The organism is Rhizomicrobium electricum (assembly GCF_011762045.1).
In the GTDB taxonomy this organism is placed as follows: Bacteria; Pseudomonadota; Alphaproteobacteria; order Micropepsales; family Micropepsaceae; genus Rhizomicrobium; species Rhizomicrobium electricum.
Genome location: NZ_JAASQS010000004.1, coordinates 154,882 through 176,556, shown reverse-complemented (window position 1 = coordinate 176,556; position 21,675 = coordinate 154,882). Strand labels below are relative to the sequence as shown.

Sequence of the window (21,675 nt, the reverse complement as noted above, 5' to 3'; positions counted from 1 at the left end):
GTACCGGCCTGAAGGCAAAAGCCCGCGAGGCGACTCGCGGGCTTTTTCGTTGCTCATTTCTTCTTCGGTGCGCGATCGCCGAACCACCACACCACCGCGGTGACGGCGGCGAAAACGAGCGAATCCGAAATTCCGGCGCGCGTCTCGCCGCCGGTGGCGAAGAACGCGGCACAGAGAAAGCCGCCGAGGCCGAGCGTCAGCGCCGGACGCACCAGCGCCCGCACCGCATTCACCCACGGATAGGTGGAGCCGATCGCGGTTTCCGCCTTCAGGCTTTCGCCGAGCCCGGTCCACGAGCCCGACGCGGCGGTGACGGCCAGCTCCTGCTCGGTCTCGGCCGCCTTGGCCTTCACCTGCATGTCGAGCAGGCGTTCTTCGTGGCCCCACTCTTCCTTTTTCTGCGCGAAGGCTTCGCGGGTTTCGAAAATGCCGATCACTTTGCCGGCGAGATTGCCGAGAAGACCGAACAGGCCGCCGGTCAGGCCGGAATCCAACAGAGAACCGATGTCCATTGCTCAATGCTCCTTTGTCCGTAGAACCAGCGGGCGGGACGCGCCCGCGTATCGAGATGCAGGAAGGTTTGGCCGAACCCGAACCCGGTGAACCCGGCCGCACGTGCCGCCGCGACGAGCTCGGCGTTGCAGTGACCGGCGAGCGCGATGTCGAACGCGAGCCGCTTGTGCCGCGACAACGGCGCGCCGCCGACGCGGGCGTTATGCAGCGCGCAGCGATGGCCGGAGGTGACGACCAAATTTTCACCGAGCGATTGCGCCAGACGTTCGAGCGCATCGAGCGCCACCGGATCGACGAACGTCTCGCCGCAACACCGGCACGCAATGGTATCGGGCGCAACGTGCGGCCAGCGCCAGCTTGCGTCAGTCGTCATCGCCACGCTCCGCTTCCAACGCGGCAACACGCGCGGCAAGACCGGCCAAGGCGAAGGCCGTCACTTCCTCGAGGCGCAGATTGTGGATCGTGCGTTGCGCGCCGCTTTCGTCGCAATCGGGCACCTCTTCGTCGTACGCTTCGTCGACCGTCTCCATCACCGGAGTACCGTCGGCATCGATCACCGCATCCGGTCCGTCCATTTTCGGACGCGTGACGGAGCGCACCCGCGTCACGGTCTTGGTCGCCGGATCGAAGCCGACGCAGCCGTAAGCGAAAGGATCGAGCCCGTGATCGGCGAACACCTCTTCGATCCGTTGCGCGATCCAGCCGCAATGCTTGCGCGCCAGCGGGCCTTTTTCGGCCACCGCCGTTTTCATCTTGTAGGTCGCGATCAGCGACGCGATCCGTTTGGCCACCGCCATTTCGGCTTCGGTGAGCCCGGCGATGTCGTCCTTCAGGGTCTCGTCGGAGACCACTGTCCAGGCGTTCTGGATGTAGCCGTTCGCCCAGTAATAGGATGACGAGCCGAGATTGTAGCTGTTGGCGGCATGGGGAAAGACGTGTCCCGCCGCATCGAGCGCGCAACCGGCGAGCGGACTCGAGGTACCGAGGCCGACACGGCCGGCAAAGTAGTTCCGGGCATTGCCGCCGGCCTGATAGACGCCATAATTGCTGGCGATACAGCTATCGAGCGCCGAGGTGTCGAGATAGAGGCCGTAGCTGTTGGCGATGGTGCCGGTGCCGCCGCTGAGCGCGCCGATCCAGCGAAAACCGAACAGATTGGTCAGCGATCCGCCACCGCGATGATTGTACCAGACATCGGTGCCACAGACGTTGACGACCGAGCTTCCGGCGGGCTGATAATTGTAGATCGCAAACGTAAGCCCAAGCGTCTCGATCAGAGCGCCCATCGCGGTAGCATTCAGCGTTGCGCTCCCCTGCAAACCGCGCAGATAGGTCGAGCCGCTGGTGACTGGCCCGTTCAGGGTCGCCGCATAGTAGCCGGCGATCACGAAGTTCGTCCCGGTCAGCCCGCCGGGCGTTGCGGTGTAGACGACCGACGCCCCGGCCTGCACGAACGCGTTCGAGGTGACATCCGTGCGAACGACATCCAGCGTGTGGACCGGCGCCTTGCCGACGCCGATCCATCCCGACGCACTGATGGCACTGCCGCCGGGAAAACCGGTCGTTCCCGACAGCGCCGCGTTCGAAAGCGTCTTGCCGGTCAGGGTCTCGCTGCCAGAGCGGGTGGCGAAATCGGTCGAGCCGACCGGCTGCCACACGCCGTTGACATAGACGATCACCGTACCGGCGACGAACGCACTGAGACCGTTGAACGGTTGATAGAACCGCCAAGCGCCGTCGCGGCAGGACGCGATCTTGTAGGCGTAGCCGCTCCAGGCGCCGGTGGGCGCACCGCCGATCAGATAGGCGTCGCCGTCCTGCGGCGAGGCGGGCGGGGTGTTGACGAACTGGCCGAGGAGATGGAGATCGACCAGCGCATCGATCTGTTCCAGCGCCTCGTTCCAGGTGACGGCGTTGAGCTCCTGCAACGAGACGAGGTGCGGCAGTTTGAGACGGGCGGTGTCATCGGACATAGAGGGATTCCGTTTTGCTGCGGCCACGGCCGAGCGCGCTCGAACGCTGCGCGACGCGGACCGTCAGGGGGTTGGGAAGACCGGAGGGAAAATCGGCCGCCTGCTCGGCGGCGGTGTAGACCTGTGAATTCTGCGGCACGGATTCGAACGTGCGCACGACGGCACCGTTCGACAGGATCTCGACATCGAACAGGATCGGATCGCTGGCGGGTGTTTCGGCGAGCGCGATCTGGTTCGCCGCCGGAGCGCGATCGCGGCGCATCCAAGTGAGCACCAGATCGCGCGTCGTGGTCCAGGCAAAGCCGATATGACACGGCGCGGGCGGCACGAGACCGGCGGCGGAGAAGGTCTGGTTCGCCGTCTGGAAGGTTGCATCGGTGACCGGTTTGCCGAGCGGGCCGTAAGCGAACGTGTGCGGCAGACGCGCTTCGGCAAGTGACAACGGCACCTGCTTGAGGGCCCGATCCAGGACGACGACACGCGCACCGGCAGCTACCGGCGCCCGCATCGCCTGTTCGGTGCCTTGGCGGCCGCGCAACAAACGGCTGAGATGCCATTCGCCCGGTGCGGTCAATTCGGCAGTGGCGAACTGCACGATCTCCCAATCGCCATCGGCATTCTCGATCGCCAGCGCATTGGCGCCGCCGAACACCTGCGCGTCGCCGACGGACTGCAGCGTGCCGCGATAGAGCTTGATGTAAAGGTGATTGACGCGATCCCAGCGGTCGGTCGGCCCGGACCAGAAATCGAACAACGTTTCGCCGATGGTCGCGGCGGTGGTGAGACTGACGCATGGCGCCGAGGCGTAATCCTTGTAAACCGGCACGGCGCCCGGCCACGGATCGGCAAAGGCGGCGGCGAACGGCGCATTCGGATTCTGGCTTTCGGTGATCAGCGGCAGATCGAGAAACACCACCAGCGGCCGTCCCGGCGGATGCAATGCCTCGGTGGCCGCGACCGAACGCGCCGCCCCGGTGAGCGGTTCGTAGAGCGAGGGATCGGTCGCCACCGCCGTCAAGGCGCGGGCTTCGCTGTCTTCGATCTGGGTGAGACGCAAACGGCGCATCCGGCCGCCTGCCGACAGCAAAATCTCGTCGGACGGTTCCAGCGCCAAGAGCGACGGCGGCACGGCGAAGCTTGCCGTCTCGCGCATCGTCCAGGCGTCCTGCAGCAGCCGTTCGCCGATGCCGGACGCCTCGGCGGCGCTCATCACCAGCGGCACGTTCGAGGAAGCGACGGCGTTCGACTCCGTTACCAGCCGCCGCGCTTCGGACACCGCCTGCTCGTAGGTGTCGCTGTCGACATAAACGAGACGCGCCGCACGCGGCAGATCGCTTTCCTGCGCCCGCGTCAGCACGAAGCCGCACGCGGCCTCGCCGGAGAGCACAAGATCGCTTTCGCAAAGCCCCAGCGGATCGGGACGGCCGCGCGGCACGAAGCGGATTAGACCTTCGCTCTCCACCGCATCGAAAAAGTACGCGGCCATCAGGGCACCCAGCGCCTCGCGCATTGTGGTTCCGCCGATGGTGAAGCCGGTGACGACGCCGGCGAGCGCGCTGGCATCGCAGGGAACGCCGACCTCGGCGCACAACGCCGTCACCAGATCGTCGAGCTGGACATCGCCGAGGCGGCCGTTCAGCCAATGACCGGTGGCATAATTGCCGGCATCGCCCCAGACGTCAGCGCGCGACGGAAAGAAGGGAAAGGGACGCGCATCCCAACACCACACCGCCATGCGGCCGGTTTCGAGCATCGGGCCGTGATAGACGGAAGACACCGGATTGTTGGCCGCCACGCGCCAATAGTTGAGATGGGTTTCGAGAAAGCGGCGCTGGATGAGATCGTCGCGCACGCCGCGCGAAAAATACGGGTAGGCGCTCTCGGCCGATTTGGGATCGTGGAACACGTTGGGCTGGTTGGCGCCCTTGTCGACCGCCGGACAGCCGAGTTCGGTGAAACGGATCGGTTTTGCTTGCGGCACCCAGGCGGTGGGCGATGCCGCTTCGACGCCATTGACGCGGTCGAAATGTTGCGACGACCACCACGACCAGATGTCCTTGGCGCGCCATACCCACGGTTTGCCGAGTCCGTCGGTGATCGGCGTGCGCCATTGCGCGGCGCGGTCGGTGCTGAAGGCGTAGTACCAGTCGTAATCCTCGCCGCCGCGGATGTTGGCCGCGAGATAGGCGGGATCGTAGATCGAGGCATACGACGCCGCATCGCGATGATCGCTGCCGTCGCGCCAGTCGGCCAGCGGCATATAGTTGTCGATGCCGAGAAAATCGATATTGGCGTCCGACCACAACGGATCGAGGTTGAACGCGAGACCGGCATTGCCGGTCGGATGCGGCGGGAATTCGCTCCAATCGGCGGCGTAGCCGATCTTGGCGGACGGCAGGATCGCGCGCACCTCGGCCGCCAAGGCTTTGAGCGCCGCCACCGCGGGATAAATCGCGCCATCGCCGCGCACCTGGGTGAGGCCGCGCAGTTCCGAGCCGATCAGGAACGCCTCGACACCGCCCGCCTCGGCACAAAGCCGGGCGTAATGCAGCACCATGCGGCGGTAGCCGCCCGCAAAGAACGCATTGATCTGGCTGGTGGCCGCGGCCGTGCCATCGGGACTGCCGGAAAGTCCGGGCGCCGGTGTGACGGTGATACGCCCGCGCCAAGGATAGGCCGGTTGCGCGGGATTGCCCGTCCACGGATCGGGCAGCGTATTGCCGTCCGCGATGTCCATGAACACGAAAGGATAAAACGTGACGGCGAGCCCGCGCGCTTTGAGATCGGCCAGCGCGGCTTTGATGCTGTCGTCGGACGGCGTGCCGCCGTACGCGGGACGGTCGTCGCGATACGAGACGATATAGGCGTCGCGCCGTTCGATGCCGTCGACGCTCCAGCTTTCGGGCGTGGTGCGGCGTACCGCTTGTTCGACGCCCGGCTGCACGACGCAGTTTCCCGCCCTGAGATCGCTGCCGAACCAGCCCACCACCAGCGATGCCGACTGCAAATTCGGCGCCAGCGCCTGCAATTCGTCGAGCGAGGCCGACCAATCCGATCCGCCGGTCGCATTATGGGCGTTGAGCGGCTTGGTGGTGCCGAGGCCGTTGTCTTCGGTGACAAGAGCGGGCGCACACACGAACTCGCCGGCACCGGGAATGAGCGCCACGGCGGTGAGCCGGTTCTCCAGCGCGTCGGGGTCGGACAGCGCCAAAGCGTGCACCACTTCGAACTGCAATTGCGGAATGCGATTGCCGAACGCGGCCAGCGGCATGTCCTCGAACACGACATAGCAAAGCCCGCGATAGGCAGGCGTGTTGCCTTCGCCTTCGATCTCTTCGATGGCCGGATCGGGCCCTTGCGTTTCGCTGCCGAGATGGGCGCGGATGGTGTAGGCGGTGGGATCGAGCAGATTGCCGTCAGCCCAGATGCGGCCGATGCGGGTGACCGGTCCGGCGCATAGCCCGACCGCGAACGACACCGAATAGGTGTAGGTAGTGCTTTCGACGCTGCGTCCGCCGATGCCTTTGCCGCCGGAGGTTTCGCTGCCCTCCTTGAAGCGCGAGGCCCATAGGATCTGCCCGGCCAGACGCACGCGGCCGTAAACATGCGGAATCGCCAGGCCTTCGGTCGAGGACTGGATGGCGATGTCGGACCGCTGGGCGCCGGAATACTTGATCGACGGCATCAAGGCGCTGTCGAGCATGGTGCCGACGGTGGCGCCGACCATGCCGCCGATCTGGGCGCCCGTCAGCGTGTAGCCGAACAGCGTGACGCCGCCATACGACGAACCGATCGCCGAACCGACGGCGCCGAGAACCAGAGAAGCCATGGGTGTGGTCTTTCGCTAGAGACGGAAGGCGTAAGCGAGCTTGGCGCGCCAGAACGGCGACAGCGGTTCTTCGCCGACGCGCCTGTTCTGGCGGGCGTGGATCAGCGTGAGGACGCCGTCCTTGGCGCCGACGATGGCGCAGTGGCGGGCGCTGGCGCGCGGCACCATGCGGAACAACACGACGTCGCCGGGCGCGATGTCCTTCACCGCGATCGGCGCAAGATGACGGGCAAGACCGTCGCGCAACGCCTCGCCGCCGGACGCATCCCAATCGGGCCGGTAAGGCGGAATGTCTTCCGCTTCTTCGCCGTGAAGCTCGCGCCACACCCCGCGCAACAGGCCGAGGCAATCGCAACCGGCGCCTTTCACCGACGCCTGATGCACATAAGGCGTGCCGATCCAGGACCGGGCGATGTCCAGGACCGAAGCAGACTTCTCCGTCAGCCCCCCACCCGAAACGCTGCGCATTTCGACCTCCCCACCGGCCTTCGCTCCAGCGGAGCTACGCCCCGGCAAGCAAGGGGGAGGTGATTTTTCAGTTGCCATAGCGGCTGCCTCCATCGAGCGGCGTGGACGAGGACGCGGCGGCGAAGGCGGCATCGGCACCGATCATGTAAGGATGGCCGCGGAAATTGACGGCGTTGGCGAACTTCGCCTTGCAGGCGGCGAAGGAATGATCGCAGCCGGGCGTGACGGTGAAGGCGTCGCCGGCCGCAATGGCTTCGCTCATCGCCTGCCAGAGTTCGAACGCGGCGGCGCCGTTCGCCACGGTGTGGCGCTTGACCTCCATGGCGCGGCCCGTATTGGCGCCGGAGGTGAAGGTCAGCTTGCCGCCTGCGAACCAGCCGGCGGTATTGAGGGGCGTCGCGGTGAAGCGTCGGGCGTCGCTGGCGGCGATCACCGTTCCGGCGACCGGCGCGACGGCAACGGTGCAGCGCGCATCGCCGAGCACGGCATCGCAGGTGTGACTGAAGACGCGGCCGACCGGCTGGTTCAAGGCCTGTGTCAGCCCGCGCACTTCGGCCTCGAACGCCGTCTTGCCGCGTTTGACTTCGCCGAGGGTGCCGGAGCGCATCAGCACGCGCTGCTCGGGCGCCGTCCAATTGACCCGCCAGATCTCGATGGCCGCGTTGTCGAACAGGCCACTGGCGAGATCGTGTTCGTTGAGACTGCCGGCATTAAGCGCACCGATCACCGACAGATTGTCGACCGACAGATCGGCGGCCGATTTCATCTCGCCGGCGGTGAAGCCGGTGGCGGCGGCGAAATTCGTTCCCGCGAATGCGAGCGGCGCATCGTGATCGGTGAAGCCGAGCACGACGCCGTCGCGGCGGACGATCTTCCAGCACCAGCAAAGCGTGGTGGTGCCGGAGGAAAGATGGGTCTGCAGCACCGAGGACAGCGATTTCATACGCGGATCTCCACCAGTGGGATGGACGGGATTTCGCCGGTGCGGAATCCGGCGAGATTGATCGCCAGCGCATCGGTGTCGAAGCGCACCGGCACATCGAATTCGAATCCGGCGGTGACCGCAGCGCCTGTTGCAGGCGCAGTCGTGAGCGTGACGACGCCGGTCGTTGCATCGAGCGCGAAGGCCGAGGTTTCGACGCCGCCGACGGCAACCCGCACCGTGCCGGCCACCGGCTTGACGATGGCGCGGGTCCAACCGGTCGGGCCGGAGGCGTAGGTCTTCTTGAGCGCGAAACTCTTCGTCGTGCCGTCGCCGGTTCCCAGCGTCTGATCGCGCGGAGTCGCTGCGGTTTGCGGCGCGCACGATTTGAAATCGGCAAAATCCTTGAAGCGGAAGCCGTAAAGCCGCCCGGCGCGCGCTTCGAAGAAGGCGATCACGGCATGGATGTCGTCGAGCGTCTTGATGCCGTAGCCGACATCGTAACGGCGGCGCGAATGCAGCCAGACGCCGTTGCGCTCCTCGAAGCCGGAGCCCAGCGTGACGATCTCGGTCTTGCGCTCGGGCCCGCCGGTCGAGTGGAACGCGATGGTGGTGGGAAAGCGGATTTCGTGGAAGGTCATGTCACAAATTCCCCATGTCACAAATTTCGTTGCCCGCGCGCCAAAGCCCGCGCCAGCATCGCGGCGAGCTGGGTTTCCGATTTCAGGAAGGTCTGGGCGTCGCGCGCCTGGACGTTGAGGACGATGGACGGCCGCGCATTGGGCACGATGGTGCCGCTCTCGGACGGCACGAAGGTCTCGGGACCGTTCTCGCCGACGAGATAGGATTTTCCGGCATCGACCGGTCCGCCTTCGGCGCGGGCGCCGCCGACCGGCATGATCGATTGCACCACGCTGCTGACCACGCCTTCGAGCGGGGCGAGGAGATAGTCCTTCACCGCCAAGCGATCGAGCGAGGACACCACCGAGGCGACGAAGTCGGCAATCGACGCCTTGCCCGAAACGACGAAGCGGGCGATGGCGTTCTCCATCGCGCCAAAGGTGCGGTCCATCGTCTGTCCGATGCTGTCCGCCGCGCTGGCGACGGGACCGGAGGCGAAATCGGCGAGCGCCTTGCCGGCGCTGTCGAGATTGGTTTCAGTGGCCATGGCTCAATCCGGAAAAGCGTTCATCAGGGTTTCGAAACCGGCGCGGTCGAGCGCGGGCGCACGCTGCGGTGACAGCAGCGCACGCCATTCGGCGAACGACAGCGACCAGAACACGGACGGCGCGAGCTTGAGACGGCCTAGCCCGAGGGCGAGGAGATCGTCCCAGCGAAAGGGCGGCCGGCGCCCTCGCCGCTTAAGCCCGCGCGGTCGAAGGCTTGCGCGACGGCGGCGACCAGCGCGCCGATCTCGCACGGCAAAGCGAGCACGTCAGCAGGCGACAGAGCGTGACCGCCGCCGCGTAGCAGCGCCGCCGCAACAATGGCAAGATCGGCGGCGCGGGCGTGTTTCAGGCGCGGGCCGACTTCGGCGAGATCGGCCAAACCGAGACCGTCTTCGATTTCGGCCAGCGCACCGAGGGTGAGCAGCAAGCGATAGCTGTTGCCGCCTGCTTCGAGCGCGGCCTCGCCGCGAATGGCATTGGGCATGGTTTTCTCCTTAACCTCCCCACAAGGGGGAGGTGGTTAGATCGCCGTGAACGACAACGCGCCGGCCGAGGCGAGCGAGAGGGTGATCTTCACCTCGCCGTCATAAGGGCCTTCGTAATGAAGCTGGGTCAGCTTGAACGGGCCGGAGACGATGCCGAAACTCGGGATCACGATCTGCCAGTTGGCCAGACTCTGCGCGAAGAACACGCTGCGCAGCGTGGCGTCCGAGGCTTGGTCGCGGAACACGCCGGAGCCGGTGACGGTCGCCGATTTGACGCCGGCATTGAGCAGCTCGCGCCACATGTCGGCGGAATCGGCATTGGTGACGTCGATAGCGGTGGCGTTGAAGGCGAGCCCGGTCGCCTTGAGCCCGGCCACCGTGGTGAAGACTTCGGGCGAGCCACCGTCGCCGATCTTGATGAGCAAATCTTTGCCGCGCTGTGCGGTCATGGGGAGACTCCTTTCAAGATGTCATCCCCGGCCGAGGGCGACGAACGAAGTGAGACGAACGAGGGGAAGGGGATCCAGGTCGAGACAACAGCTTCCGATCGGAAACGGATCGTGCCCCACCGCGAAAATTTTGCGGTGCTGATACCTGGATCCCCTTCCCCTCGCCGCGCTGCGCTTGCTCAGCCGGGGATGACAATCAGTTGGGTTCGGTGGTGGCCCGGAAGCGGAGGCTTCCGCGCCAGGTTTCGCCGTCGGATTGGCGGACGTAATCGGCCGACACGAAAGCGAGTGCGATCAGGACGTGGCCGTCGAGCGCGAGAGGCGCGCCATCGAGACAGGCGCGCACCGCATCGGCGATCAGCTTGATCTCGCGCGCGCCATGGGAGCGCGACCACAGATGCAAGGTCAGCGCATGGGTGACGATGCTGCCGCCGTCGCGTTCTTCCGCTTCGCCGATCACGACATAGGGAAAGACGGCATTCTTCGGCACGGCATCGAACACGCGCCCGCCGCAAAGCGCGGCGAGAGCGGCATCGGCCGTGAGCGCGGCGTAGACCGCTTTCTGCAAAGCCCAGGCGGCGGTCATGGCAGCTCCTCGCACATCAAGGTGAGATAGGCGTCCGTCGCATCGTGTCCGAGCACCGCGTGCACGGCGAAGCTGCGCTCGCCGACGGCGAGACGCATGCCGTCGACGATGTCGTCGCGGGCGCGGGTGACGAGGCGATGGCGGATGCGGGTTTGAAGCGCATCGGCGCCGAATTTCTCGCTGGTGCCGAGCGGCGTGATCCGGACCCACGCCTGACCGACGCTCTGCCAGCTTTCGCTGAAGCCGCCGCCGCCATCGGGCGCGACGACGCGCGACAGCAGCGTGGCGCGCTGTTTCAAGTGAGCGAGCATGGAATGTCCTTTGTGCGAGGAAGGCGTTCGCTACAGTTTGAACACCCGGTAGGGCGCCAGAAGCGCCTGACCGGATACGCCGACCGGATCGTCGTCGCCGCGATGGGTGTAGAGATCGGCGACGACTTCGAGGATCGCTTGCTGGATCGCGACCGGCACCGCACTCGCGTCGCCGTATCCGGCGGTGAACGCGACCTCGAGACCGTCGCGGGCACGCAAGGACGGCGGGCGGACAGTGACAATAACGCGGCCCGGCGCGGAGGCGGCATCGACGCGATAGGCCGCCGGATCGAGCACGCTGCGGATGCCGCCGGCATCGGTGACGGCAACCTCTTCGACACTGACGAGCGGCGGCAGCGGGAGTTCGATGACACCTTGCTGCGGCCAGGCATCGAGACGCAGACGCCAGCGCTGGGTGACGAACGCGCGGCCGGTGTGCCATTCGGCCCGCGCCCGCGCGGCGGTGATGAGAGTCGCGACCAGCGCATCTTCGTCGGACGTGTCGATCTTCAGATGCGCCTTGGCCTCGGCGAGCGTGACCGGCTCCGCCGCGGGCGGCGTGAGGAGTTGGAGAGACATCTTTCCATTCCCATAAATGTCATCCCCGGCCGAGATTTTCGAGCGCAGCGAGAAAGCGAGGGGAAGGGGATCCAGGTCAAGACAGCGGCACATCGTTTCCGATTAGAAGCCGATTGTGCTCACCACGAAGAACACACGGTGCTGATACCTGGATCCCCTTCCCCTTCGCCGCTACGCAGCTTCGGCCGGGGATGACAGCTTGTTAGCTGGCCGCGAACTTGAGCAGCTTGATGGCTTCGAAATTCTGCACCCCGCCGCCGACGCGTTTCGTCGTGTAGAACAGCACGTACGGCTTGGCGGAGTACGGATCGCGCAGCACCTTGACGCCGATGCGGTCGACGATGAGATAGCCGCGCTTGAAATCGCCGAACGCGATGGCATAGGCGGCCGACGCGATGTCGGGCATGTCCTCGGCCTCGGCGACCGGATAGCCGAGCAGCGTCGGCGGCTGACCCGCGGCGGAACCGGGCTGCCAGATATAGTTGTTCTGCGCATCCTTGAACTTGCGGATCACGCTTTCGGTCTTGCGGTTCATCACCCAGCTCGCATTGGCGCGATAGCCTTGCTTGGGTGCGTAAGCGAGGGTGATCAGCACGTCGGTCGGCGCCGTGGCCGGGAACGCGGCGTCGGTGCCGGTGGCGACATAGCCGAGATTGCCCCAACTCCACGACGCGTCGGCGACTTTGGTCTCGGTGAGGAAACCCTTGGGCGCCGAGGTGCCGTTGCCGGAGACGAAAGCGGCGCCTTCCTGTTCGGCGAACACGGTCTGCACTTCCTCGGCGAGCCAGGATTCGAGATCGACCTGACTGTCGTCGAGCAGGGTCTGGGTCGCCGCCGGCATGGCGTAGAGTTCCATCGTCGGGAAATCGATCGCCGCCAAAGTCGGCGTGTTGGTGGGCGTCGAAATCGCGGTGGTTTCGGTGGCGAGCCAGCCCGACGCGGCACCGGCAGTGGCAATGGGCTTGCGATAAATGTTGCCGCCGATCTGGCGCACGCTGGCGATGGCACGCATCGGCGAGACCTTGGTCAGCACGCGGTCGATGGTCTGTTCGATCTCGAGCGGCACGGTGTAGCCGCCGTCGGCATTCGATCCGGCGCTCATCGCTTTGAGTTCGAGCAAACCGGAGGCGTCGCCGGCGCGGACATAGCGCTCGAACGCGGCTTTCTGTTCGCGCGCCTGCGGTGCGGCTTTCTTCTCGCTGCCGACCGCAGGACGGCTGGCGGCGAGCGTCAAGTCGTCGAGCACGCGCTTGTGCTCGTCCAGCGCCCGATTGATGCGGTCGACCTTTTCTTCGGTGACGATGTCGGCCGAGCGGGTTTCGAGTTCGGCGAGGCGCTCGTCATTGGCCTGCTTGAAGGCTTCGAAGGCGGAAAGGAAATCGTCGAACGCGTTCTTGATGTCGGGGGTGATGGCCTTGGTTTCGAGGTCCATGAGGGTCTCCTATTGGCGGGCGTCGGCGCCCACGGCCGTGACCGAAGAACCGGCGAGCAGCGGGAAGGTCACGACCGAAATTTCCCAAAGCTCGATTTCCGTGAGCAGGCGGTGAACGCCGGATTTCCTGGCGCGCACGGTGCGAAAGCCGATGGAAAGGCCGTCGAGGGCGCCGTCGGCGAACAGCGACCGCACTTCGCGGGCGCGCTGGACGTCGAGCACCAGACGGCCGCGGACATAAAGCCCGCACGTATCCTCGCGAATGTCCTGCCAGACGCCGAGCGGCTCGGCGGCGGTGTGCTGGTAGAGCATACGAACGCGATGCGGCGGGCGGCGGCGCAGCGTGGCGGCGAACGCGCCCGGCATCACGATGTCGCCGCCGCCGTCGGCGACGCCGAACAGCGAGGCATAGCCTTCGAACTCGTCGGGCCCGAGCGTGGCAAGGCGCAACGGTGCAACGCGGCGGCTGAGCGGCCGCCGGAGCGTATGGATCAGAGGCATGGGGGTACCTTCAAATGAGATGTCATCCCCGGCCGAGAGCGGCGACCGAAGGGAGCCGAACGAGGGGAAGGGGACCCAGGTGCCGTCAACCGCACGATGTCGGCGAGTGCGCAGCGGGAGAGAAACTGCGGCACATGGCTTGAAGCGTGCAGGCTTGGATACCTGGGTCCCCTTCCCTTCGCGGCGCTACGCTGGCTCGGCCGGGGATGACAGTCAGTTTTGTCTTTTATCCAGCTTGTTCTCGATGCGATCGAGGCTGGCGCGGATGGTGGCGATCTGGCTTTCGAGCACGGCGACGCGCGCCAAGGCGTCCTGTTCGGCCACGGCGGAGCGTTCGAGTGTGGCGATGCGTTCGGCGGCGGAACCCGCCCAGAACAGCGCACCCGCCGTCTGCAACAAAAAGGCCGCCACGAGGGCGGCCGGGAGTTTGCGGTCCAGCACCGGCTGGACGATATCGGTCAGGGTCATGGCGTACACTCTTATATAGGTGGAGACCCAGGTGGGCCGGATGCGCGCTGAGGGGCCGACGCGCATCTTTCGGCCAGGGGGGGGCTCCACCTGGGTCCCCGTCTCGAAAAACCTGCCCCTCCGTCCCGGCTTCGCTGGCGCGACGCCGCGCCACCTCGCCCGCTATTCAGGCGTAGGTGCGGCGTAGAGGGTTCGGCTCCGCGAGGGGGGAAAGGTTAGGGAATCTTGGTCTTCGGATAGTCGCGCAAAATCTGCAGCGCTGCGGCGAGGGCGGCGTTGGTCTTGGCAAGATCGCGACTGATGATGGCGTCTCGCAGCGCGGGTATGTTGTTCAAGTAGACCCACGGCGCCTGGTAACCGACCTCGCCGAGGATCGAGAGATAAACCGGCTGCGGCGTTTCGATCAGCGCGGCGATGAACTTGATCAGCGGCAGCCAGGTGATGCGTTCGTGCGACCCGAGGAGCAGGAATTCGACGCCGTTCGAAAGCCCGTCGGGCGACGGGCCTTCGCGCAGCGTGATCAGGATCTGCGATTTGTCCGGCCGCCATTCCTCGGGCAGGCCGAGATGACGCCAGCCGCAGAGATAGCTGCGGCAGATCTGCCAGCGGGTGTCGTAGACGCCGCAACCGTGCGGCGGACGGCAATGCGGGCACATCACGCCCGACAGCTTGCGCGTGGCGCCGATGTCGAAGGTCAGCGCCTCGCAACACACCGAGCATTCGCCGCAACTGGTATTCGAAACAGCCATGAGAAGTCCTTTAGCGCTGTGCACTCACATTGAAAAGAGGATGTCACGCGGAGGCACGCCCACTTTTCTGCCCCACGCGGGCGCAAAAATTCTCGAGCGGCACGATGACCGCGGGGGGAAGTGTCAGCCGACGCATAAGCGGCGGATGACAAAGGGGGGATCAATTCGTGCAGAGGTACCCCCCCTTCCCCGCTTACGCGGGACTTCCCCCCACGGTCTGAGTGCCGACACGAAAACCGGTGCGCCCGTGTGGGGCAGAAAAGGAAGGCATCGCGCCCGTGTGGGGCAGAAAAGGAACGGGGATGACATCTACACTCCATCCCCACCCTCCACTGCCGAATAGCCGGCGGCGGCGCGGCGTTCGTTGAGGGTGAGGAAGCTTGCTTGCGACAGGCGCTCCCACACCGCCTCGCGTTCGAGCGCCAGCGCGTCGACGGCGTCGGAGTCGTAACCGATGCGCAAACTCTCGCCGAAACGGGGCGCCAGCCAGGCGGTCAGCATGCGCGCGGTCTTGGCGACCAGCGGCAACACGGTCTGGCGCCAGAACACGAGATTGGCTTCGCGATAATTGGCATAGGTGTTGTCGCCGGGCAGACCCAGCAGCATCGGCGGCACCCCGAACGCCAGCGCGATCTCGCGCGCGGCGACGGCGCGGGAATTGGCGAAATCGAGTTCCGACGGCGTGTAGCTCATCGAGCGCCATTCGAGCCCGCCTTCCAAGACCATCGGCCGGCCGGCATTGGCGGCGCCTTGATAGGAGTCTTCGAGTTCGCGCTTCAAGCGGTTGAACTGCTCGTCGGTCAGGCTGCCGCCATCGGGACCTTTGTAGACCAGCGCCCCGGACGGACGCGCCGCATTGTCGAGCAACGCCTTGACCCAGGCGGCGCCGGCATTGTGGACATCGAGCGCGGTGCCGGCGGGGGCCATCGGCGACAGGCCGTAATGATCGTCGAGCGGATGGAACAGACGGCCGTGCAAGACCGGCATGAAACCGGACGGCTCGCGCGCCAGCCGCGTGGTGCGGCCGTCGACCTTGTAATCGTAGGCGACCGGCCAGCCGCGCGCATCGGCGACCACCGAGACGCGATCGGGCCTCAGCACATAAAGCTCGCGCACCGCGCCCGACGCGCTGGCGGCTTCGAGATAAGCGTCGCCCGCGGTTTGCAGGAAGGCGTACCAGCGCTCGAACAGCGCCGAACCCTCCTCTTCCGGATTGGGACGGGCGAGCAGCGACAAGAGCGGATGGGTTTCCAATTCCTTGCGGCCGTCATAAACGAGCCACGGCACCGAGGCGGCGCCCTCGGCGATCATCCGCACGCAGCGGTATGCGACGGCATTTTTCAGCACACCCTCGCGTGCAGCGGCGAGGAAATCGCGGCCCGACCAGCGCGGCGATCCCATCAGCGACAGCGCGATCAGCGCCGGCGATGCGGTTTTGGTTTCCGGCGCGCGGCGCCAGAATGGTTTCATCATGGTGACTCCTTGCGACAAAAATCCATGGCCGGGCGGCGCCCGAGCCGGAATTGCGAACCTTCCTTTAAGAAACGCGGTGCAAATTCCCGCACCGGGGGAACAGCATGCGCGACGGCATCTATCGGATCTGGCTCAACGGCGCCCACGGCAAAACGGCAGGCGCCGTGTATCTCAAGGACGGCGACGTTCTGGCCTGCCATAAAAGCTATGCGTTCGTCGGCCGTTACATCATCCAGCTCGGACGGCTGATCGCCGAAGTGCGCTGCAAGCGGCTCAACGACAAATCCAAGCCCGTCAACATGCCGGACCGCGACGACTTCCTTCTGCGGGTCGAAGGCCCGACCGGCGACGAATTCGCGGTGCTCAACGCCACCGTGCCCGACGTGCCGGATTTCAAGATGGGCTTCGAGATAACCTGGCACTCCCATGCGTGACGGAATTTACAAAGTCTTCTTCGAAGCCGGCGACTGCAAAGGCTTCAACATCGTGGCCGCCAGCGAAGGCACCATCACCGGCTGCGACCAGACCCATTTCACCACCGGCAGCTACGAGATCGACGGTAACCGGTTCACCGCCAGCCTGCACATGACGCGGCACACCCAGCGCGACGACTTCATCGAGATCGCCGATCAGGACGAAATCGACATCGAAATGGACGGCATCTGCAGCATCGGCTTCGGCCAGTTCGACGCCCGCGTGGTGGGCCGCTCCGACATCGCCATTGTCGCCACCTTCCAGTGGCTGTGCGAGCTGTAACGCCGCGCGCTCATTCCACCCTCCTCACTCTCGGGTTGGCGCGGGTGAGCGGGAAGAGGTCGGCCAGCGCCCAGACCAGCGCATCCATGCGGTCGGGACTTTGGCCGCTGCCGTCGTAACTCACCATCTGATCTTCGAGATCGGCAAAGGCGCCGATGTGATGAATGCGCCCTTGCTCGTACAGCGCAGCGGCGGGCACGGCGCGGGTGCGCTTGTCGCGCACCGCGTGCACCAGCCGAACCGGCGCGTTGGGCAAGGCATCAATCAAGACTTGTTTGACCATATCGCCGCCCTGATTGGCTTCGGCGACGATGGCATCGGCGTGGTACGCCGCGAACGTTTCGGCGACGCGCGCCGCCCAGCCGGCCGCGGTGAGACCCGCCACCGAACGGTCGGCGATGACGTAACCTTGGCCGTCGTCGTCGCGCCCCGCGGCGACGATGCCGCATTCGTCGCCCGCCACCGAGACGGGCGGATCGACCGCCACGACAACGCGATTGAACGACGGCGCGACGCGCACGCGCGCGGCCTCGATCCAATCGCGCTTCCACAAGGCGGCGTCGTTGTCCTCGATCAGCTCGGCCTCCATCTCCTGACGGCCGAGACGGGTGCCGCCATAACGCAGCTCCAGTCCGGCGAGGAAGGTCGGCGCCAGATTGGCGGCGTTTTCCTTGGTGGTCGAATGGGTGCGGACGACATCCGGCATCGCCATCAAATCCTTCAGCGCCTTGATGGCGCGCGGCGTGGTGGTGACCAGCATGCGCGGGTCTTTGCCGAGGCGCAGCGCCATCACGATCATGTCGAGACTTTCCTGCGGATAGGCCCACTTGCAGAACTCGTCGGCCCAGACGCAATCGAACTGATGGCCGCGCACCGCATCGGGCTCCTCCGCACTGACGACATCGGCGATGGCGCCGTTGGCCCATTTGATGCGGTGGTTCGAGGCTTCGAACGTCGCATCGGTGGCGGCCAGCAAACCGGATTCGCCTTCGATCATCACACTGCGCACGTCGTGCCAGGTGGCGCCGATGACGCCGATGCGGCGCATCTTGCGGCGGCGTACGCCGTCGGCGATCCACTCCGCACCGGCCCGCGTCTTGCCCGAGCCGCGCCCGCCGAGAAACAACCAGGTGCGCCAGTCGCCCGGCGGCGGCAGTTGTTCGGGGCGGGCCTGATAAATCCAATCCGTACGCAGGCGTCGGATCAGCCTAGCCGGCAGTTCCCGAACCAGCGTTTGGCGGGTTGCACGCGGCAATGATGCGATCGATCTCACGCTGCAGTTCGGCGCGCTCTTCGTCATCGCTGACCGTCACCTTCGGCTTTCTGGTTTGCTTCTTCATTTCGAGCTTGCGCAGCCGCTCTATATCCGCGCGGATCTGCGAGGCCATGCGCTGATGCTGCGCGGCTTCCTTGATGATCGTATCCTGCTCCTTGTCCTTGTCGTTGACCTTGGCTTGCGCCGTTTCGAGGCGGATCAAGTTGCGATTCATCACGTCGAATAGTCGTTTCACCATATCGTCCATCCATCCTTGTGGAATGTCCTCGGCCTCCACGCCGATCCAGTAGCTGGGATGCGTGCGCGAATAGGCCGAGCCGGATTGCTTCTGGCTCGTTTCGGTCATTGGGCTTACTTTTTTGGGGATGTATGTCAGATGGGGAAACTACCCGCATTCTTCAAGGGGAGTTTTCAAAAATCTTTCGGCCTGCGACACGAGAAAGAAATTTCTTGTACGTCCAGCGGACTAATTCCGCCGCTGCGGGCAACATGAACAACAGATGTCTCGGAACGAGTCGCAACTGGGCGAAAATATTTTTGCGACGGAGCGGCCCTTCGCACGCCTGCGGCGGCTACAGATGGACAAGATATAAAGCCGAAGCAGTTCGCGCGGAGCACTTTTCTGCCCTCCGCGGGCGCGAAGGTTTTTCCGCTCGCACTGAGACCGCGGGGGGAAGTGGTCGCGCAAGCGACCGAAGGGGGGATCATGCTTGCACCCGATAAGCCCCCCCTTCGTCATCCACCGCTTACGCGTCGGCTGACACTTCCCCCCACGGTCCGAGTGCCGGTGTGAAAAGCCTTGCGCCCGTGTGGGGCAGAAAAGGGGGACCGTGTGGGGCAGAAAAGATGAGTGCAGGGCAGAAAAGTGGGGGTGCGCTTACGCGTGCCCAAAATGCGATCTGAGGAACAAGGCGCTCGCTCTCCTCGCGCTGCACTTCACTTGCCCGACCGGGAACAACGAGGAGATTGTTGCCGCAGCGTGGGCTACGGAATGCGCCCGGCGCACAGCGGGCCTGTGATGTTGCCGCTGGGCACGGCTAAGTTTGGGATTGTATACCTAACATACGAATTGTATCATGGTCCGCAATGTCAGCCCCCGGTCCGACCATGGCCTTTTCCGCTGCTCCCAACCGCCTCGACGCCTCCCGCCGGCTGATCGGCACCGCCTTGCTGGTGCTCTTGATCGCGATGGTGCTGCTCGGCTTCGTGGTGCTGTTCGTCATCGAAGCCGAAGCCAATCGCGCGATCGTCGCGACCGTGCATTCGGCCGCCGATGTCGACCGGCTGGCCGCGGCGGCCCGCATCGCCGCCGACCAGTCCAAGGCCGACGCCGACCGGCTGGCGCTGCTGCTCAATATCGTGTTCGGACCGGTGGTGACGCTGCTCGGCTCGGTGGTGGGATTTTATTTCGGTACGCAGTCACGGCGGCGGTGATGGCGACCTTTTCTGCCCCACGCCCCTCTTTTCTGCCCCACGCGGGCGCAGAGATTTTGCCGCTTGCACCTAGACCGCGGGGGGAAGTCCCGCGCACGCGGGAAAGGGGGGATCGTCACTGCGCAATAAAGCCCCCCTTCGTCATCCGCCGCTATGGCGTCGGCTGACACTTCCCCCCACGGTCTTAGTACCAGCATCAAAACCGGTGCGCCCGTGGAGGGCAGAAAAGTGGCGTGCATCCGCGCGAGCAGAAAAGATGAGTGCAGGTCGGAAAAGCCGCCCCTACTTCACCGGCGGGCAACCGGGGCGACCTTCGGGGCGGGGGTGCTCGGCGCGCCATTGCAGCGCTTCGGCCTTGAGCTTCAGCTTGTCGCCGGCGGGAAGCGCATTCCAGCGCTTGGTCAGATCGGCGAAATAGGCTTTGCGCTGGTCCTCGCTCATGGCGCGGAATTTCTCGCGCTGCATCGGGCGCAGAACCTCGATGTCGACGGCGCTCGCTTCGGCCTGGGCCTTGAGGTCGGCGAACATCATCAGCCGCTGCTCTTGCGACAGCATGGCGAAGCCGGGGCGCGGCGGGCATTTGTCGACGGGATCGGCGGCAACGGCGGCCGTGGTCAGCGATACGGCGGCGCAGAAAGCAAGAAGAAGGGAACGGATCGGCACGGCATCCTCCAGACCAAACTGCTGGTTTTAACGCACGTGCCGGCCGGTTCCGTCGTTCACGCCGCTGCGTAGATGTGTGCCACCGCGGCTGAAAATGCCTGGGTGCCGAGCAGGCGCAACCGCGTGCGGGACTCAGTGAACAGCGGCATCCCGCGGCCGAGCGCAACCGGATGGATCAGCAGCCGGTACTCGTCGATCAGACCGCAGGCGACGAGACTTTGGGCGAAGCGCGCTCCGCCATGGGCGAGGATCGTGCCGTAGCGCCGTTTCAACGCCGCGATCTCCGCCGCCAGATCGCCGCGGGCGATTTCGGCGTCGCGCCAGCTTGCCTGCGCCGCGGATTCCGCTTCGCTTTCGCCGCGCGCCTCCCGCGCCCGCGTGGCATCTTTCAGCGCCGCCGTGGTGGAGGCCGGGCCGCTGCGCGCGAACGAGACTTTGGGTTTCTCATTCATCGGCGCAGCGAACGGCTCCGTCGAAGTCGGCCACCACGCCGCCATATCGGCGAAGGTGCGGCTGCCCATGATATGGACGTCGGCTTCGGCCAGGGTCGCGACCGTCCAGGCGACCGCGCCCTCGTCGAAGGTCTCGAAGATCCAGTCGACCTCGCCCGCGGGTCCGCACACGAACCCGTCGAGCGACATCGACATTTTGAGAACAAGACGGCCGGTCACGATCCGGCGGCCTTGCGCAACGCGGCGATATCGATCTTGACCATGCCCATCATGGCCTGCATCGCCGCCTTGGAGTGCGCGAGCTTGCCGATGTCCTCGGGCACGACCTGCCACGACAGGCCGTAGCGGTCGGTGAGCCAGCCGCAGGCGACTTCCTTGCCGCCGGCGGTGAGCTTCTCCCAATAGCGGTCGAGTTCCGCCTGGTCCTTGCAGGCGACCACGAACGACACCGCGTGATTGAATTTCGGCTCGGGTCCGCCGTTGAGGGCGACGAACGGCTTGCCGTCGAGTTCGAATTCCGCGGTCATCACGCTGCCTTCGGGCCGCGGATTGTGCGGCGGCGTGTTGGGGCCGTAATGCGTGACGCCGGTGATCTTCGAATTGGGAAACACCGAGACGTAGAACTTCGCGGCCTCCTCCGCCTCGGTGTCGAACCACAGGAACGGGGTGATTTGCCCCATGGCTCAGTGCGCCGCTTCGCAGATGACCATCCAGCGCACGCCGTAGCGGTCCTGGACCACGCCGAACGCCTCGGCGAAGAAGGTCTTGTCCAGCGGCATGCTGACGGTGCCGCCATCGGCCAGCGCATCGAACACATGCCGCGCCTTGTCCGCCGAGTCGACACTGACGGTCAGCGAATAGCCGCCGTGCTGAATAGGTGTCTTCGACATGCAGTCGTCGGCCGCCATCAGCATGGTGTTGCCGATGGCCATCGCCGAGTGCATCACCTTGCCGTGCATCTCCTTGGCGACCTGATCCTTGGCCGGGCTGTCGCCATAGGTCATGCGCGCCAGAACGCGGGCGCCGAGCGCCTTTTCGTAATAGCCGAGGGCTTCGGCGCAGTTGCCGTTGAAGAAAATGTAGGGGGTGACGTACATCGGGAGTCTCCTGGTTGGGGGGATGGCGGTGGACGTTTTGACGCGCTTTACGTACTTGCTTTTTAGGTTGATATCAATCCAAATTATAGA

Annotated in this window: 28 protein-coding genes; 3 read left to right on the top strand and 25 right to left on the bottom strand. The window is 65.3% G+C overall.

Features of this window, described 5'->3' with window-relative positions; genetic code table 11:
* Positions 1-53: 53 nt before the first annotated feature.
* The 19 genes from FHS84_RS08955 to FHS84_RS08865 all read right to left on the bottom strand — a co-directional run bounded on the left by FHS84_RS08955 (position 54) and on the right by FHS84_RS08865 (position 15,907).
* Positions 54-512: a hypothetical protein gene (locus tag FHS84_RS08955; protein WP_166933164.1), complete on the bottom strand. Its 459-nt coding sequence runs from the start codon at positions 510-512 to the stop codon at positions 54-56.
* Positions 479-886 (bottom strand): D-Ala-D-Ala carboxypeptidase family metallohydrolase, encoded by a 408-nt coding sequence (locus FHS84_RS08950; RefSeq protein ID WP_166933162.1) that lies wholly within the window; start codon positions 884-886, stop codon positions 479-481. The genes FHS84_RS08955 and FHS84_RS08950 overlap by 34 nt, the downstream gene beginning before the upstream one ends.
* Positions 876-2,486, bottom strand: a complete 1,611-nt coding sequence (locus tag FHS84_RS08945) for a DUF2793 domain-containing protein (RefSeq protein ID WP_166933160.1) — start codon at positions 2,484-2,486, stop codon at positions 876-878. Before FHS84_RS08945 ends, FHS84_RS08950 begins: the two co-directional genes overlap by 11 nt.
* Positions 2,476-6,315, bottom strand: a complete 3,840-nt coding sequence (locus tag FHS84_RS08940; protein WP_166933158.1) for a baseplate multidomain protein megatron — start codon at positions 6,313-6,315, stop codon at positions 2,476-2,478. Before FHS84_RS08940 ends, FHS84_RS08945 begins: the two co-directional genes overlap by 11 nt.
* 15 nt (positions 6,316-6,330) lie before the next feature.
* A complete protein-coding gene (locus tag FHS84_RS08935) occupies positions 6,331-6,783 on the bottom strand; it encodes an NlpC/P60 family protein (protein WP_166933156.1) in 453 nt (150 codons plus the stop codon).
* 67 nt (positions 6,784-6,850) lie between these two features.
* Positions 6,851-7,726, bottom strand: coding sequence for a DUF2163 domain-containing protein (locus tag FHS84_RS08930; protein ID WP_166933154.1), 876 nt, complete (start codon positions 7,724-7,726; stop codon positions 6,851-6,853).
* Positions 7,723-8,346, bottom strand: a complete 624-nt coding sequence (locus FHS84_RS08925; protein WP_166933152.1) for a DUF2460 domain-containing protein — start codon at positions 8,344-8,346, stop codon at positions 7,723-7,725. The genes FHS84_RS08930 and FHS84_RS08925 overlap by 4 nt, the downstream gene beginning before the upstream one ends.
* 17 nt (positions 8,347-8,363) lie before the next feature.
* Positions 8,364-8,873 carry a phage tail tape measure C-terminal domain-containing protein gene (locus tag FHS84_RS08920; RefSeq protein ID WP_166933150.1) on the bottom strand — a complete coding sequence of 170 codons (510 nt, stop codon included), beginning with the start codon at positions 8,871-8,873 and terminating at the stop codon, positions 8,364-8,366.
* Between the two features lie 3 nt (positions 8,874-8,876).
* Entirely contained in the window at positions 8,877-8,987 is a 111-nt protein-coding gene (locus FHS84_RS21835) for a phage tail assembly chaperone (protein ID WP_341801818.1), read from the bottom strand.
* A 23-nt stretch (positions 8,988-9,010) separates the two neighbouring features.
* Positions 9,011-9,358 carry a GTA-gp10 family protein gene (locus FHS84_RS08910; RefSeq protein WP_166933146.1) on the bottom strand — a complete coding sequence of 116 codons (348 nt, stop codon included), beginning with the start codon at positions 9,356-9,358 and terminating at the stop codon, positions 9,011-9,013.
* A gap of 36 nt (positions 9,359-9,394) precedes the next feature.
* Positions 9,395-9,808, bottom strand: a complete 414-nt coding sequence (locus tag FHS84_RS08905; protein ID WP_166933144.1) for a phage major tail protein, TP901-1 family — start codon at positions 9,806-9,808, stop codon at positions 9,395-9,397.
* 196 nt (positions 9,809-10,004) lie between these two features.
* Positions 10,005-10,394: a DUF3168 domain-containing protein gene (locus FHS84_RS08900; protein WP_166933142.1), complete on the bottom strand. Its 390-nt coding sequence runs from the start codon at positions 10,392-10,394 to the stop codon at positions 10,005-10,007.
* Positions 10,391-10,705, bottom strand: coding sequence for a phage head closure protein (locus tag FHS84_RS08895; RefSeq protein WP_166933140.1), 315 nt, complete (start codon positions 10,703-10,705; stop codon positions 10,391-10,393). Before FHS84_RS08895 ends, FHS84_RS08900 begins: the two co-directional genes overlap by 4 nt.
* Before the next feature lie 30 nt (positions 10,706-10,735).
* Complete coding sequence (locus FHS84_RS08890) at positions 10,736-11,284, bottom strand: head-tail connector protein (RefSeq protein WP_166933138.1); 549 nt, start codon at positions 11,282-11,284, stop codon at positions 10,736-10,738.
* A 202-nt stretch (positions 11,285-11,486) separates the two neighbouring features.
* On the bottom strand, positions 11,487-12,716 hold the full coding sequence (locus FHS84_RS08885; RefSeq protein WP_166933136.1) for a phage major capsid protein: 1,230 nt from the start codon (positions 12,714-12,716) through the stop codon (positions 11,487-11,489).
* 9 nt (positions 12,717-12,725) lie between these two features.
* Positions 12,726-13,217: an HK97 family phage prohead protease gene (locus FHS84_RS08880; RefSeq protein ID WP_166933134.1), complete on the bottom strand. Its 492-nt coding sequence runs from the start codon at positions 13,215-13,217 to the stop codon at positions 12,726-12,728.
* Positions 13,218-13,430: 213 nt separating this feature from the next.
* Positions 13,431-13,685 (bottom strand): hypothetical protein, encoded by a 255-nt coding sequence (locus FHS84_RS08875; RefSeq protein WP_166933132.1) that lies wholly within the window; start codon positions 13,683-13,685, stop codon positions 13,431-13,433.
* A gap of 215 nt (positions 13,686-13,900) precedes the next feature.
* Complete coding sequence (locus tag FHS84_RS08870) at positions 13,901-14,434, bottom strand: hypothetical protein (RefSeq protein WP_166933130.1); 534 nt, start codon at positions 14,432-14,434, stop codon at positions 13,901-13,903.
* Between the two features lie 309 nt (positions 14,435-14,743).
* Positions 14,744-15,907, bottom strand: coding sequence for a phage portal protein (locus FHS84_RS08865; RefSeq protein ID WP_166933128.1), 1,164 nt, complete (start codon positions 15,905-15,907; stop codon positions 14,744-14,746).
* A 104-nt stretch (positions 15,908-16,011) separates the two neighbouring features.
* Here FHS84_RS08865 and FHS84_RS08860 point away from each other — a divergent pair, with 104 nt between their 5' ends.
* Positions 16,012-16,341: a hypothetical protein gene (locus tag FHS84_RS08860; protein WP_166933126.1), complete on the top strand. Its 330-nt coding sequence runs from the start codon at positions 16,012-16,014 to the stop codon at positions 16,339-16,341.
* Positions 16,334-16,663 (top strand): hypothetical protein, encoded by a 330-nt coding sequence (locus FHS84_RS08855; protein ID WP_166933124.1) that lies wholly within the window; start codon positions 16,334-16,336, stop codon positions 16,661-16,663. Before FHS84_RS08860 ends, FHS84_RS08855 begins: the two co-directional genes overlap by 8 nt.
* Before the next feature lie 10 nt (positions 16,664-16,673).
* Here FHS84_RS08855 and FHS84_RS08850 read toward each other — a convergent pair whose 3' ends face one another.
* Both FHS84_RS08850 and FHS84_RS08845 read right to left on the bottom strand, forming a co-directional pair.
* The gene (locus FHS84_RS08850) at positions 16,674-17,936 is read right to left on the bottom strand and encodes a terminase large subunit domain-containing protein (protein ID WP_208393777.1); all 1,263 of its coding nucleotides are present in this window, start codon (positions 17,934-17,936) and stop codon (positions 16,674-16,676) included.
* Entirely contained in the window at positions 17,872-18,285 is a 414-nt protein-coding gene (locus FHS84_RS08845) for a hypothetical protein (protein ID WP_166933120.1), read from the bottom strand. Before FHS84_RS08845 ends, FHS84_RS08850 begins: the two co-directional genes overlap by 65 nt.
* 761 nt (positions 18,286-19,046) lie before the next feature.
* Here FHS84_RS08845 and FHS84_RS08840 point away from each other — a divergent pair.
* A complete protein-coding gene (locus FHS84_RS08840; RefSeq protein WP_166933118.1) occupies positions 19,047-19,373 on the top strand; it encodes a hypothetical protein in 327 nt (108 codons plus the stop codon).
* Positions 19,374-19,655: 282 nt separating this feature from the next.
* On the opposite strand, the gene FHS84_RS08835 is transcribed toward FHS84_RS08840, so the two are convergent.
* The 4 genes from FHS84_RS08835 to FHS84_RS08820 are packed head-to-tail and all read right to left on the bottom strand — an operon-like array spanning position 19,656 to position 21,585.
* Positions 19,656-20,036 carry a hypothetical protein gene (locus FHS84_RS08835; protein WP_166933116.1) on the bottom strand — a complete coding sequence of 127 codons (381 nt, stop codon included), beginning with the start codon at positions 20,034-20,036 and terminating at the stop codon, positions 19,656-19,658.
* Positions 20,037-20,092: 56 nt separating this feature from the next.
* Positions 20,093-20,707, bottom strand: coding sequence for a dihydrofolate reductase family protein (locus FHS84_RS08830; protein ID WP_208393776.1), 615 nt, complete (start codon positions 20,705-20,707; stop codon positions 20,093-20,095).
* Positions 20,704-21,168: a VOC family protein gene (locus FHS84_RS08825; protein ID WP_166933114.1), complete on the bottom strand. Its 465-nt coding sequence runs from the start codon at positions 21,166-21,168 to the stop codon at positions 20,704-20,706. The genes FHS84_RS08830 and FHS84_RS08825 overlap by 4 nt, the downstream gene beginning before the upstream one ends.
* A gap of 3 nt (positions 21,169-21,171) precedes the next feature.
* Positions 21,172-21,585, bottom strand: a complete 414-nt coding sequence (locus tag FHS84_RS08820; RefSeq protein WP_166933112.1) for a VOC family protein — start codon at positions 21,583-21,585, stop codon at positions 21,172-21,174.
* Between the last annotated feature and the right edge of the window lie 90 nt (positions 21,586-21,675).

Bases quoted from the DNA above. Each gene is read 5' to 3' on its own strand.
- FHS84_RS08940 (WP_166933158.1), bottom strand. From the start codon at position 6,315: ATGGCTTCTCTGGTTCTCGGCGCCGTCGGTTCGGCGATCGGTTCGTCG.
- FHS84_RS08820 (WP_166933112.1), bottom strand. From the start codon at position 21,585: ATGTACGTCACCCCCTACATTTTCTTCAACGGCAACTGCGCCGAAGCC.
- FHS84_RS08930 (WP_166933154.1), bottom strand. From the start codon at position 7,726: ATGAAATCGCTGTCCTCGGTGCTGCAGACCCATCTTTCCTCCGGCACC.
- FHS84_RS08905 (WP_166933144.1), bottom strand. From the start codon at position 9,808: ATGACCGCACAGCGCGGCAAAGATTTGCTCATCAAGATCGGCGACGGT.
- FHS84_RS08950 (WP_166933162.1), bottom strand. From the start codon at position 886: ATGACGACTGACGCAAGCTGGCGCTGGCCGCACGTTGCGCCCGATACC.
- FHS84_RS08880 (WP_166933134.1), bottom strand. From the start codon at position 13,217: ATGCCTCTGATCCATACGCTCCGGCGGCCGCTCAGCCGCCGCGTTGCA.
- FHS84_RS08840 (WP_166933118.1), top strand. From the start codon at position 19,047: ATGGCCTTTTCCGCTGCTCCCAACCGCCTCGACGCCTCCCGCCGGCTG.
- FHS84_RS08860 (WP_166933126.1), top strand. From the start codon at position 16,012: ATGCGCGACGGCATCTATCGGATCTGGCTCAACGGCGCCCACGGCAAA.
- FHS84_RS08925 (WP_166933152.1), bottom strand. From the start codon at position 8,346: ATGACCTTCCACGAAATCCGCTTTCCCACCACCATCGCGTTCCACTCG.
- FHS84_RS08845 (WP_166933120.1), bottom strand. From the start codon at position 18,285: ATGACCGAAACGAGCCAGAAGCAATCCGGCTCGGCCTATTCGCGCACG.
- FHS84_RS08945 (WP_166933160.1), bottom strand. From the start codon at position 2,486: ATGTCCGATGACACCGCCCGTCTCAAACTGCCGCACCTCGTCTCGTTG.
- FHS84_RS08865 (WP_166933128.1), bottom strand. From the start codon at position 15,907: ATGATGAAACCATTCTGGCGCCGCGCGCCGGAAACCAAAACCGCATCG.
- FHS84_RS08890 (WP_166933138.1), bottom strand. From the start codon at position 11,284: ATGTCTCTCCAACTCCTCACGCCGCCCGCGGCGGAGCCGGTCACGCTC.
- FHS84_RS08910 (WP_166933146.1), bottom strand. From the start codon at position 9,358: ATGCCCAATGCCATTCGCGGCGAGGCCGCGCTCGAAGCAGGCGGCAAC.
- FHS84_RS08935 (WP_166933156.1), bottom strand. From the start codon at position 6,783: ATGCGCAGCGTTTCGGGTGGGGGGCTGACGGAGAAGTCTGCTTCGGTC.
- FHS84_RS08885 (WP_166933136.1), bottom strand. From the start codon at position 12,716: ATGGACCTCGAAACCAAGGCCATCACCCCCGACATCAAGAACGCGTTC.
- FHS84_RS08955 (WP_166933164.1), bottom strand. From the start codon at position 512: ATGGACATCGGTTCTCTGTTGGATTCCGGCCTGACCGGCGGCCTGTTC.
- FHS84_RS08825 (WP_166933114.1), bottom strand. From the start codon at position 21,168: ATGGGGCAAATCACCCCGTTCCTGTGGTTCGACACCGAGGCGGAGGAG.
- FHS84_RS08875 (WP_166933132.1), bottom strand. From the start codon at position 13,685: ATGACCCTGACCGATATCGTCCAGCCGGTGCTGGACCGCAAACTCCCG.
- FHS84_RS08855 (WP_166933124.1), top strand. From the start codon at position 16,334: ATGCGTGACGGAATTTACAAAGTCTTCTTCGAAGCCGGCGACTGCAAA.
- FHS84_RS08870 (WP_166933130.1), bottom strand. From the start codon at position 14,434: ATGGCTGTTTCGAATACCAGTTGCGGCGAATGCTCGGTGTGTTGCGAG.
- FHS84_RS08920 (WP_166933150.1), bottom strand. From the start codon at position 8,873: ATGGCCACTGAAACCAATCTCGACAGCGCCGGCAAGGCGCTCGCCGAT.
- FHS84_RS08900 (WP_166933142.1), bottom strand. From the start codon at position 10,394: ATGACCGCCGCCTGGGCTTTGCAGAAAGCGGTCTACGCCGCGCTCACG.
- FHS84_RS08895 (WP_166933140.1), bottom strand. From the start codon at position 10,705: ATGCTCGCTCACTTGAAACAGCGCGCCACGCTGCTGTCGCGCGTCGTC.